Source organism: Aquipluma nitroreducens (assembly GCF_009689585.1).
Lineage (GTDB): Bacteria > Bacteroidota > Bacteroidia > Bacteroidales > Prolixibacteraceae > Aquipluma > Aquipluma nitroreducens.
In genome coordinates this window covers 4,074,591-4,086,856 of the sequence record NZ_AP018694.1, presented here as the reverse complement: position 1 = coordinate 4,086,856, position 12,266 = coordinate 4,074,591, and the positions used below count along the sequence as shown (strand labels likewise).

Genomic DNA, 12,266 nt, shown 5'->3' with positions numbered 1-12,266 from the left:
ACAGCAATCAATTTTTATTACATTTGCTACAATCAATTTCAAACCACTAATTCCAATACCCTATGAAGCAAACCTCGTTATTCCTGATGTTTCTGTTTCTAATATCGATAGGTTTTGCACAACCTGTCGATCCAAGTAAATACGCTTCCCCAATTAAAGTAGCCTGCATTGGCAACAGCATCACATACGGCTCCGGAATTTCCGACCGGCCGCGCGATTCGTATCCATCGCAACTGGCTCGGATGTTAGGCGAAAAGTGGGAAGTCCGCAATTTTGGTGTAGGTGGCCGTACTTTATTAAAGAAAGGAGACAACCCCTATTGGAAAGAGGAAGCTTATAGTCAGGCAAAAGCTTTTCTTCCCGACGTGGTAGTCATAAAAATGGGCACAAACGATTCGAAACCTCAAAACTGGAAATTCTCGTCAGAATTTTACACCGATTATCTGGCCATGGTTACCGAACTCAAAAATCTCCCATCACATCCACGCATTTACCTGTGCAAGCCAGTTCCGGCCTATGGAAATCGTTGGGGAATTAACGATTCTATTATTGTTCATGAAGTAATCCCGGTTATCGAGAAAATTGCTAAAAAAGAAAAACTCACAGTCATCGACTTGTATTCAGCTCTTTCCACCAAATCAGATTTATTTCCCGATCAGATTCATCCAAATGCTGAAGGTGCCGGATTGATGGCCAAAACAATTTATAAGGCATTAACCGGAAATGAGGGAATTCTGGTTCAGGCGCAATATCCCGGTAAACCTATCGATTGGCATGGATTCACAAAATACGATTTCCAGATCGACCGGAGGAATGCCCGCATCGTGATTCCGGACAAAGCTGCTACAGGAAAACCATGGGTTTGGCGCGCCCGCTTCCCCGACTGGCACTACCAAATGGACAGCATCCTCATTCGTAAAGGGTTCCATGTGGTTTATATTGATACCGACGAACTTCTGGGATCGCCAGGTTGTGTTGAAATCTGGAACAATTTCTATAATTACCTGATAACTCAATACGGTCTGAATAAAAAAGTAGCCTTGGAAGGTGTGAGCCGGGGCGGATTGTATGTTTTCAATTTTGCGAAGAAATATCCTGAAAGAATTGCCTGTATTTATGCTGAAGCGCCGGTTTGCGATTTTAAAAGCTGGCCGGGCGGAAAAGGTGCTGGCAAAGGCGATGCTGAATCCTGGAAATTGTTAATAAAAGCCTACAATTTCAAAACCGAACAGGAAGCGCTCAATTATAAAGACAACCCCATCGAAAACCTCGAAAACCTAGCAGCAGCCAAAGTTCCGTTGCTCTTTCAAATTGGATTGCACGACAGCATTGTTCCTCCTGATGAAAATACTTATATTCTGGCTAATAAATACATCCGTTTAGGCGGCCCGGCCATGATTTATCCCAATACACTGGGCAAACAATCCCTTCAGTGGCACCATTTCCCGATTGACGATGTGAAATGTAGCGCCGATTTTATTCGGAACAGTTATCCGGAAATAAACCCCAAACTCGACAGCCGAAATTACCACACGATGCGCAGCAAATTACACAATGCACAAATGATATTCGAGCGCGAAAAGAAAGGGCGGGTTGCATTTCTTGGTGGCTCAATTACTGCCATGAATGGTTGGCGCGATAGCATTTGTGTCTATCTGCAAAAACACTTTCCCGACACCAAATTCGACTTTATTGCAGCCGGAATTCCATCCTTCGGAAGTACGCCGGGGGCGTTTCGTTTTGAACGCGATGTGCTGAAAAACGGAAAAGTTGATTTATTGTTTGAAGAAGCTGCGGTGAACGACCGTGTAAATGGGTTTGGGCCTGAAACGCAGATTCTGGGAATGGAAGGCATTGTCCGCCATGCCCGCGAATCGAACCCGGCAATGGACATTGTGATCATGCACTTTGTTGATCCGGATAAAATGGCCGAATACCGCAAAGGAATCACCCCTCCTGAAATTCAGAACCATGAAAAAGTTGCTGCACATTATGGCATCTCAACCATCAATCTGGCCAAAGAAGTGACAGAACGCATCGACAACGGCGAATTTACGTGGGAGAACGATTTTAAAAATTTACATCCATCTCCCTTCGGGCAACACATTTATTACCAGTCGATGAAAACGTTTCTGGAAACATGCTGGAGTGGTTTTGTGGCCGATGATGATAAACTAACAGCCTATCCCCTTCCGGCGAAATTAAACGAAGCAAGTTACACCAAAGGTATTTTGATTCCGGCAGTAAATGCGAAACTGGTAAAAGGTTGGCAAGCCATACACAACTGGACACCCACCGACAAAACCGGCACACGCGACGATTTTACCAACGTCTCGATGTTGGTTGCTGAAACTCCGGGTGAAACATTAAAATTTGATTTTGAAGGAAATGCAGTTGGTATTGCCGTGGCCTCAGGATTGGATGCTGGTATGGTTGAATTCCGTATTGATAAAGGCGACTGGAAAAAACAGGATTTATATACCCAATGGAGTTCGCAATTACACCTGCCCTGGTTTTACACCATGGGATATGGATTAAAGGAGGGAAGTCATCGGCTGGAAATCAGCGTTTTGCCTGAAAAGAACATTCAAAGCAAAGGAACAGCTTGCAGGATCAGGTATTTTTATGTGAACAAATAAATGGTATCGTAGAGACGTTGCATGCAACGTCTCTACCACCAACCTAAATATTTATTTCACCAATTTCGAAATCTCTTTAAATCCGGGAGCTCCGGCGCTACGTGTTAATTCAAAAAGAATCGATTCCATAGAAGTCATCATGATTCCTTCGTAACGAAAACGTTCGGCAGCCAAATCAACATTATCAAACGAGCGCGACGAAACGCAATCGAAAACCACCACTGGATGATATCCAGAAGCTTTCAAATCGAGAGCCGTTTGCAACACACAAACATGCGATTCGATTCCGCAGATGATTACATTTTTTGCTCCTGAAAGGGCAAGTTTTTCAGCAAAAACAGGTTCATCCAAACAACTAAAATCTTTCTTTTCAATGTACTGAAAGTCTGTAAACAGCGATTTAATTTCGTCAATGGTTTCGCCCAATCCTTTGGTATATTGTTGAGTTACCAATAGCGGCAAACCCAGAATTTGTAACCCTTGTATTAGTTTGCTGCAATTTTCAACTAACTGTTCGCTTTCTTCCATCACCGGAACCAATCGTTCCTGAATATCAATCACCAATCCAATGGTGTTTTCTCTTAAAATCCGCATAAATAAAAAGTTTCAGCCTCCCCTAAATCCCCTCCGAAAGAGGGGACTTAAGAAATGCGTTGAATAATATTGTTACTTAATTACTTGAATTACAGATAATCGAAGCGTTTTTCGCTCCCTCTCCTTTGGAGAGGGTTGGGGTGAGGCTTCTTTACTCCCTCTCCTTTGGAGAGGGCTGGGGTGAGGCTTTCGCCTGCATTCGCGATTTATGTCCCAGATAGCCGCCATGATGGCGTTTGGCATATTCTTCGTTGTTGAAACCAATTCGTTTCATCATCATAACAACCAATACATCGCCAATTACAGTCATTACAGTAGTCGAAGTACTAGGAGTCAATCCCAGAATACAAACTTCTTTTGGGTTACCGGTTTCAAGGCAAACATCGGCCATTTGCGCAAGTTCCGATTCACTATTACTGGTAATCACAATTAACGGTAGTCCTTCATAAAGATTTTCAGCCAACTGAACCAGTTCAAGTATTTCGCGAGTTTTCCCGGAGTTGGAAATAAGCAAAAGCACATCATTGGGTTGAACCACACCAAGGTCGCCATGTTGCGCATCGCTCGGGTGCAAAAAAACGGAAGGCGTACCAGTAGAGCTAAATGTAGTTGCAATATTCAAGGCTATTTGCCCGGCTTTCCCCATTCCGGAAGCAACCAGTTTACCTTTTAGCTGATGAACACGTTCTTCGATGATGTTGATTGCCTTTTCGTACGCCTCATTTACCGGAATATTTTGAATGGCTTCGGCTTCCTGCCGTAAAACCTGTTTAATATCTTCGAGCATTTGGTTTGTTTTTATGTGCTGCAAAAATAGGCTAAAAAGTTTAATCAGGCGCAAATACACTTCCATTTTAAGCAAATCGGAACAATCGCAATTCAGAAATATTGAAATTTAACTTTCTTTTATGCGTTTCTATAGAAATTCCAAAAACCAAACCGGAATTAAAATGTTGATATGTTTTAAAAATGCAGAAAAGATCATTCTGATTGATCTAATTATGCAGATATTTAAATGCTGATAGATAATGCGGTTATTGGTCGGGTAATTCAGTCCCAAAACACCTGAACTTCGTTCGATAACCAATAAAAATCATACTAACCCATAATTATTTTTTGAAATGAAGATTCATGAATATCAAGCCAGACAAATTTTCAGGGATTATGGCATTCCTGTACCAGACAGCGTTTTATGTTACACCGTTAGCGAAGTTGAAAAGGCTGCACGCGACATGAACCGTATGGTTGTAGTAAAAGCTCAGGTTTTAGTAGGCGGACGCGGAAAAGCCGGTGGAGTAAAATTGGCAAGGACAGTTGAAGATGCTGTAGCCGCAGGAAAACAAATCCTTGGGATGGACATAAAAGGCTTCAAAGTTGAAAAAGTATTGGTTGCCGATGCTGTAAATATTTCCAAAGAATTCTATGTTGGCCTGATTAACGACCGCAATACCAAAAGTATTACCTTGATGGCCAGTGCTGAAGGTGGTGTTGAAATTGAAGAAGTTGCCAGAGATACCCCTGAAAAAATCATTAAATTTTCGATCAACCCGTTGACTGGTTTATTGGATTATCAAGCTCGAAATGTTGCTCTGCAATTATTTGGAGACATTAAGCTGGCAAACAAAGCCGCTTCCATTTTCACCAAACTTTACAAATTATTTGTTGAAACTGATGCTACGCTTGCTGAAATCAATCCGCTTGTTCTTACTCCTGAAAATGAAGTACTGGCTATTGACGGCAAGATGAATTTTGACGACAATGCACTTTATCGTCAGCCCAAAATATTGGCCATGCGCGAACCCGACGAAGATGAACTTCAGGAAATTGCTGCACACGAAAAAGGCTTATCATATATCAAACTCGATGGCAATATTGGTTGTATGGTCAATGGTGCAGGACTTGCAATGGCAACCATGGACATGATTAAATTGTATGGCGGTTCACCAGCTAACTTTCTGGATATTGGCGGAAGCTCAAATCCCCAGAAAGTAATTGATGCCATGAATATCCTACTTGGCGATAAAAATGTGAAGGCTGTGATGATTAACATTTTTGGAGGCATTACTCGATGCGATGATGTAGCCAAAGGCCTCCTTAAAGCGCTCGAAGTCCTGATGACTGACATCCCAATTGTAGTTCGTTTATCGGGAACAAATGCCGCCGAAGGTTTAGCCATTCTCAAGGAAACAGGTCTCCCAACCGTTAGTTCGATGAGCGAAGCAGCTAAAAAGGCCATTGAACTAAGTAAACGATAAAAGTTGTTTAGTGAGCAGGTGACTTAAAGTCACCCGCTCACTATCATCCAATATCTCAACCAAAAATCATAACTTATAATTCATAACTCAAATGAGCATTTTAGTCAATAAAGATACCAAACTGGTTGTTCAGGGAATAACCGGACGCGACGGTAAATTTCATACCGGTTTAATGAATAAATACGGAACCAATATTGTCGCAGGGGTTTCGCCAGGCAAAGAAGGAGAATCCGTTGAAGGCGTACCCGTTTTCAACTCGGTAGAGAATGCGGTAAAAGCTACCGGAGCAAATACTTCCATCATTTTTGTTCCAGCGGCATATGCTGCCGATGCCATTCTCGAAGCTTCCGAAGCTGGAATTGCATTAGTCATTGCCATAAGCGAGGGCGTTCCGGTTCAGGATATGATTCGGGTAACTCCAATCCTGAAACAAAACGGCACACTTTTGATTGGTCCCAATTGCCCCGGATTAATTACCCCCGGACAATCGCTGGTAGGAATCTTGCCTGCCATGATTTTTAAGGAAGGTAATATTGGTTTTATTTCCAGAAGCGGCACTTTGACATACGAAGTTGTCAATTTACTTACACTAAACGATTTCGGACAAACTACCTGCGTTGGTATCGGCGGAGACCCCGTTGCGGGATTATATTTTATCGATCTTTTGGAACGATTTGAAAACGATCCGGAAACTGTCGCTGTAGTTTTAATTGGTGAAATTGGCGGTGATGCCGAAGAGCAAGCCGCTCAGTTTATTGCTGAGAAAATGACCAAACCTGTTGTCGCATTTATTGCTGGTCAAACAGCGCCTCCAGGAAAACGGATGGGTCATGCAGGCGCCATCATTTCGAGCGGATCGGGAACTGCTGTAGAAAAAATTGCAGCCTTTAACCGTGCAGGAGTGCCGGTAGCCAAAGAACCTGCCGAGATTCCTGAGTTGTTGAGGAAGAAGTTAGCAGAATTGAAATAACATCTTAAATTAAATCATATTGTAGAGACGCGATGCATCGCGTCTCTACAGAAAACGAAATACACCATCAAAAAAGGCAGCCGTTTGGTTTGCCTTTTTTTCGTAATTTCGGGCTTTCAATCGCAGGAATATGCTGAATTATCTTAAAATAGACTCGAACTCGGAAATCCCAAAATACAAGCAGGTTGTAGACTTGTTTATTTCTGATATTGAGGCTGGTATTTTCAAACAGGGACAGCGTATTCCGTCGATCAACGAAACGAGTGAAGAATTGCTCCTTTCGCGCGACACGGTTGAAAAGGCTTACGTTTACATGAAGAAAAAAGGCATTGTTTTAGCAGTTCGCGGCAAGGGATATTACATCAATCGGGTGAACGTGAGCAAAAAGCTCAAGATATGCATGATCTTCAACAAACTCAGCAATTACAAACGTAGCATTTACTACTCTTTTGTAAAAACGATGGGCACAAAAGCCAGCGTTGATGTATTTATTTACAACTACGATCTGGATGAATTTGAAACCATTGTAAATAAAAACCTTAACAGCTACGACTATTTCGTGATTCTGCCCCACGTCCGAAACGAAAATGCCAACATCAGCGAAGTGATCAAAAAAATACCACGCGAAAAGGTTTTGATTGTCGATCGTTTTCTGGAAGAATTAAAAGATTATCCGGTGGTTTATCAGGAATACGACAAAGACATTCAATCGGCTTTAACTTGTGGCATCGACCTTTTACGAAAATACAGCCGCTTGAATCTTGTTTTCCCGCAGGCCGAATATTATCCGCCATACATTGTTCGCGGATTCAGGATTTTCTGTCAGGTTTATGGATTTAACAACGCAGTGATTGATCGGATGGAAGACTCAGAAATCAATGCCGGAGAAGCATACATCATTGTTTCTGATGATGATTTGTATGCTTTTATCCGCCGGATCAAACAAAAAAACTGGACGCTTGGAAAAGAATGTGGTGTGGTAGCCTACAACGAAAATCAGGTCAAGGAAATACTGTGCGAGGGGATAACTACCATTTCAACCAGTCACGAAGAAATCGGGCAACTGGCAGCCCAAATGATACTAACCCAAAAATTTGAACGGATCAAAAGCCCATTTCAATTCATCCGGAGAAATTCGCTTTAAGAAAATTGTTACGAGTTGCGGGTTACATGTTTGTTTGAACTCGCAACCCGAAACACGCAACCCGCAACGCTTTTACTCCAACAACTCGTTGTCGTGCATTTCTTTCATGAAAGTCACAAAGTCGTTTTTGCGGTCCGAATCCATCCATTCCATGCTGCGACGTGGATGAGCATTCAAGGCTCCCGAAATCAGGTAAGGAATATGATAGCCCCAATCAATTTGCTTTTGCATTGGGTGAACATGATCCTGAATCACTTGCAACAAAGGCAGTAAACGGTATTTCGGATTTTTAAGAAATGCAATCAGAATTTCAATCGGGCAATTTCCGGCGCCGCGTCCAAGTCCCATTAAAGTGGCATCGAGCATAGTGCAACCTTCCATAATAGCGGTATAGGTGTTCGCCATGGCCATCTGCATGTTGTTGTGAGCGTGAATCCCAATTTCCTTTCCAGGCAACGCGTTGATGTATTTGCGAACCAAATGTTGAATTGATTCAAAATACATGCTGCCAAAACTATCAACAGCATAAAAAACCTTCACGCGCGACTGGGCAATGTCTTTCAACGCTTCATCGAGTTCATGCTCATTCACTGTCGAAACGGCCATCAGATTGATGCACACTTCGTAACCTTTGTCCATGCAATGATGAGCCAATGCAATGGCTTTATCGACCTGATGCACATAACAGGCTACACGAATCATATCCAGCAAACTATCCGAAGCCATTGGAATATCGTCGAGATCGATACGACCAATATCGGCCATGGCCGAAAGCTTCAGGTTGGTTTCGTTTTTGCCTACAATACGCTCCAAATCTTTCTGATGACAAAATTTCCACGGTCCCATTTCTTTACGACTGAACGCCTTTTCGCTGCTCAGGTAACCAATTTCCATGTAATCGACGCCGGCCTCGACACAGCCATTGTAAACCGCCCGAACAAAATCGTCAGAGAATTGCCATTTATTCATCAGTCCGCCATCGCGAACGGTACAGTCCATTACTTTTATTTCTTGCTTAAACATTATTTCTGATTTTGAGGGGTTATCTATACTGGTTTAGTATTTGTACTTTTCAGGATTTCAAGTTCTTTCTGAACATTATAGCGCATGAGAGTCCAAAAAATATCTTCAAATAAATCGGGATTAAGCCCAAGTTCAACTGCCCATTCCCGTCTTTTCGCTATGACTTCTGCCTGACGATTTTCTGCAATTACAGACGCTTCATCGGTCTTGAATTTCACGATCTCTTTCACAAACTCGTATCGTTGGCTGTAGAGTTTCATAATTTGATAGTCAATGCCGTCAATGGCTTCCCTGATTTCTTCGATGCTTTCGCAGCTCTCCGGTTTCTTCATTTGCAACTAAATTTGTCGCAAAAATAATAATCTAATCCAACATGACGGATTATCATGACAATTTATCACTAATATTAACCAAAATTGCAAGAATCGTCAAAAGCCGAATTCCGAATGCGCAGTTCTCACTAAAACCCCAACTCATCGCTGATTTCCTGCATGGCTGCCAAAGCCATTTCAGCAAAATCGTTGATGGGGATTCCAATCAGCTCACATTCCAGAATGTTTTCGCGTTTTACTGAAGCTGCAAATGCCTTTTCTTTCATGCGCTTGGTGATTGATTTGGTTTTCACCGATGCCAGTTTTCGATCAGGATAAACCATTGCCGTTGCCATAATCAGCCCGGTAATGGTTTCGCCAGCCGCAAGGGCGTGTTGAAAAACGGTTGTCCGCTCTTTTCCGGTGGCCATTTCGTTGTGCATCACAATGGCGTCAATGGCTTCAGGAGAAAGTAAACCATCGAGCATTACGGCAGCATGCGGACCATGTTTAAACGGATCGGCATGTGTAACCTCAACATCAATATCGTGGAGTAATCCGGCAATCCCCCACTCTTCCTGATCATTATCCAGTTTTCGGGCAATCGCACGCAGCACAGCCTCGCTGGCCACGCTGTGCTTGATCATGTTCGCATTTTGAATATACTGATTCAAAAGTTTATAGGCATTTTCTCGTGAAATCATTTCTGTAGTTTTAATTTTGCAGCTGCAAATTAGCAAAAACAAACCGAAACCAGATGCCTCTCGAAATTGAACGTAAATTTTTAGTCGACACCCGAAAATGGAATCCGACGGCTGAGGGAACCCGATTGGTACAGGCTTACCTGAGCATTGATCCAAATCCAACCGTACGAATCCGAATTGCCGGAGAAAAAGCATTTGTGACCATCAAAGGTCGGTCTGAAACCATCTCACGTCCGGAGTATGAATACCAAATACCAGTTGATGAAGCACAGGAAATGATGCTGCTGGCCATTTCCAATCCGGTAGAAAAAATACGATATGAAATCATGCATGAAAATTTTCTTTGGGAAATTGATGTTTTTTCCGGGAAAAACGACGGACTGGTTATTGCCGAACTGGAACTAGAATCAGAAAATCAGACATTTCCGCGGCCTGACTGGCTTTTAACGGAAGTTTCGGGCGACAGGAGATACTATAATTCCTTTCTTTCGGAGCACCCTTTTCAGGAATGGAAAGACTAGGATGGCCTGATTTTTGAAATGCCTGACAACAAGTTGATGACAAAAACGTTTTACCTGATAGCCAATTAACCGAATAGATATGCAGCTTAAAAAACTTTGCGCAGGATTTATCGTCCTGATCAGTGTTTCATTATTCGCAGAAACCAATCCCGTCGACAAAAAGAAAGAAGTAGTACTTAGTAATTCAGATTCCATCAAGTTGGGGATCGATTTTCTGAAAAAACACATCCAGCCCAATGCGGTATGGCAATCGGAAAATCCTGAAATAATACGAACAGTAAACGGATTAATCCATTATGCAGAGGATGAACGCATCGACACCATCCTTATAAAACTTCAAAAATTCCAGACAAACAAAGACCTGCGATACATCAACCGTTCGCCTGAAAACGTAAGCGATTCGCTTCAGGTTAAAGGATATTTGGGTTATCGTACTATTTTGGAGAAAATGAAACAACTCGACCGTGCCATCTGGAATGGAGTTGATATGAAAACAATTCCGTTGCCTGAAAACCTTACTGTTAATCCGGATAAAAAAATCAACTTATCGCCGAGGGTGATGAAGAGGCGATTATACGCCGAACCAAAATCGTTTTACCCGACAGTTTGCTGAATATTTTTGCGATTCAGGATTCGCTGGGAAAAGCACCAAACAATTTTGAAAAAATCAAAAATCGGCAGAATGCGCGCAGTTCTATACTTGAAGCAGCCCGCCAGCGATTCAACAGCCGACTCGAAAAGATGAATCTTGATTCGGCCATCACAGCCTACCGAAAATATGCAGTTCGCGTATTCTCCGACTCGCTGCAAAACCAACTAAGCGATTCGTTAAAACTGCGAAACCAACAAATCCTGACTACTTACAACGATTCGATTGTACGGGCGGTGAATGATTCGATCTGTCTTTATGTGCAAACACTACAGCGCTACGCTCAAAACGATTCCGTTTCTCTGTACATACAAAGCTTAACAGGAAAGCCTTCGCAACTTTGGTTACGAAATAACCAACGTTCAATTAGCCGGATGTACATCAAAAACATACAAAACGATTCCATCGGAGTTCAACTGATGAACCTCGACAAACAAACCATTGGAATTGCTATTGAGGACAACATTACGTTTAACCGGATTGAGCATAAACAACACCGAGACTATGTATTTCAGAAGTACACTCCCGATCAGAAACTAACCAAAATCCCAAAGAAATACAACGTTGTTGCACCCTGGGATTTGGGAGGAAACGGAAACTTAGGGTTTACACAATTGTACCTTAGTAATTGGAAAGCTGGAGGTCGAAGTTCATTTTCGTTCCTGACTGTGCTGAAAGGATATGCCAACTATTCTAATGACAGCAAACTAAAATGGGAAAATAGTGTTGAATTTCGGAACGGGTGGATCAGGCAAGGTGGTGATATAAACCAAACGCAGAAAAATGATGATAAGCTGGAACTGATTTCACGGTTGGGTGTAAATGCTTTTAAAGATTGGTATTACAGTACTGAAATTGATTATAAAACTCAGTTTTTCAAAGGGTACAACTATCCAAATGATTCTGTTCCCATTTCAAGTTTCATGTCGCCAGCCACAACATTTATCAAACTTGGATTCGACTATAAACCGAACAAAAATTTCTCGTTGTTCCTTTCGCCAATCACAGCAAAAAATGTTTTTGTACGCGATACCGCTCTGATAGACCAGACCAAATTTGGCGTATCGGCTCATAGCCGAAGCTTCTGGGAACCTGGTCTTAACATCGATCTCCGTTATAAAATAGATATTACGCCGCGCATTAGTTATGAAACCAAGTATAAAATGTTCCTGAATTACCAGCAACCATTTAAAAAGATTGATGTAAACTGGGAAAATACAATAGTTGCCCAACTTACCAACCGAATTAGCATGACTTTTATGCTGTATATGCTGTACGATAGCAATGTAACTTTCCCTACCGGAAGATTTGAGGCAAATGGTACCGAAATATATAAACCCAAATGGCAAACCAAAGAGCTGAGCACCATCGGGTTCTCTTATAAAATAAACAAACACGTTTATCAGAGAAAAAAGATTCATTAAGGAAAGCTGGAAGTCCGAAGGTGGAAGACCGG

The 12,266-nt window shown here is 42.1% G+C and carries 12 protein-coding genes; 7 read left to right on the top strand and 5 right to left on the bottom strand.

The genetic code is table 11. The features are described 5' to 3' along the window. Positions 1–62 precede the first annotated feature (62 nt). Complete coding sequence (locus tag AQPE_RS17155) at positions 63–2,639, top strand: SGNH/GDSL hydrolase family protein (RefSeq protein ID WP_318347723.1); 2,577 nt, start codon at positions 63–65, stop codon at positions 2,637–2,639. 51 nt (positions 2,640–2,690) lie between these two features. Here the strand turns inward: AQPE_RS17155 and AQPE_RS17150 are convergent, their stop codons facing one another. Together AQPE_RS17150 and AQPE_RS17145 are read right to left on the bottom strand one after the other, a co-directional pair. Next, positions 2,691–3,233, bottom strand: coding sequence for a hydrolase (locus AQPE_RS17150; RefSeq protein ID WP_318347722.1), 543 nt, complete (start codon positions 3,231–3,233; stop codon positions 2,691–2,693). 151 nt (positions 3,234–3,384) lie between these two features. Continuing rightward, positions 3,385–4,020 (bottom strand): KpsF/GutQ family sugar-phosphate isomerase, encoded by a 636-nt coding sequence (locus tag AQPE_RS17145; RefSeq protein WP_318347721.1) that lies wholly within the window; start codon positions 4,018–4,020, stop codon positions 3,385–3,387. A gap of 334 nt (positions 4,021–4,354) precedes the next feature. Here AQPE_RS17145 and sucC point away from each other — a divergent pair, with 334 nt between their 5' ends. The 3 genes from sucC to AQPE_RS17130 all read left to right on the top strand — a co-directional run bounded on the left by sucC (position 4,355) and on the right by AQPE_RS17130 (position 7,602). Continuing rightward, a complete protein-coding gene (gene sucC / locus AQPE_RS17140) occupies positions 4,355–5,488 on the top strand; it encodes an ADP-forming succinate--CoA ligase subunit beta (RefSeq protein ID WP_318347720.1) in 1,134 nt (377 codons plus the stop codon). A 91-nt stretch (positions 5,489–5,579) separates the two neighbouring features. Beyond that, positions 5,580–6,458 (top strand): succinate--CoA ligase subunit alpha, encoded by an 879-nt coding sequence (gene sucD, locus AQPE_RS17135; protein ID WP_318347719.1) that lies wholly within the window; start codon positions 5,580–5,582, stop codon positions 6,456–6,458. 130 nt (positions 6,459–6,588) lie between these two features. Next, on the top strand, positions 6,589–7,602 hold the full coding sequence (locus AQPE_RS17130; protein WP_318347718.1) for a GntR family transcriptional regulator: 1,014 nt from the start codon (positions 6,589–6,591) through the stop codon (positions 7,600–7,602). 72 nt (positions 7,603–7,674) lie between these two features. Here AQPE_RS17130 and AQPE_RS17125 read toward each other — a convergent pair whose 3' ends face one another. From AQPE_RS17125 to AQPE_RS17115, 3 genes are all read right to left on the bottom strand, one after another. Continuing rightward, positions 7,675–8,625, bottom strand: a complete 951-nt coding sequence (locus AQPE_RS17125) for an aldolase catalytic domain-containing protein (protein WP_318347717.1) — start codon at positions 8,623–8,625, stop codon at positions 7,675–7,677. 23 nt (positions 8,626–8,648) lie between these two features. Beyond that, entirely contained in the window at positions 8,649–8,957 is a 309-nt protein-coding gene (locus AQPE_RS17120; protein WP_318347716.1) for a chorismate mutase, read from the bottom strand. A 128-nt stretch (positions 8,958–9,085) separates the two neighbouring features. Beyond that, complete coding sequence (locus AQPE_RS17115; protein ID WP_318347715.1) at positions 9,086–9,640, bottom strand: HDIG domain-containing metalloprotein; 555 nt, start codon at positions 9,638–9,640, stop codon at positions 9,086–9,088. A 53-nt stretch (positions 9,641–9,693) separates the two neighbouring features. On the opposite strand from AQPE_RS17115, the gene AQPE_RS17110 reads away from it, so the two are divergent. The 3 genes from AQPE_RS17110 (at position 9,694) to AQPE_RS17100 (ending at position 12,234) form a co-directional block, all read left to right on the top strand. After that, positions 9,694–10,161 carry a CYTH domain-containing protein gene (locus tag AQPE_RS17110; RefSeq protein ID WP_318347714.1) on the top strand — a complete coding sequence of 156 codons (468 nt, stop codon included), beginning with the start codon at positions 9,694–9,696 and terminating at the stop codon, positions 10,159–10,161. Between the two features lie 79 nt (positions 10,162–10,240). Further along, a complete protein-coding gene (locus tag AQPE_RS17105) occupies positions 10,241–10,774 on the top strand; it encodes a hypothetical protein (protein WP_318347713.1) in 534 nt (177 codons plus the stop codon). After that, entirely contained in the window at positions 10,768–12,234 is a 1,467-nt protein-coding gene (locus tag AQPE_RS17100; protein WP_318347712.1) for a DUF3078 domain-containing protein, read from the top strand. Before AQPE_RS17105 ends, AQPE_RS17100 begins: the two co-directional genes overlap by 7 nt. The last annotated feature ends 32 nt before the right edge of the window (positions 12,235–12,266 follow it).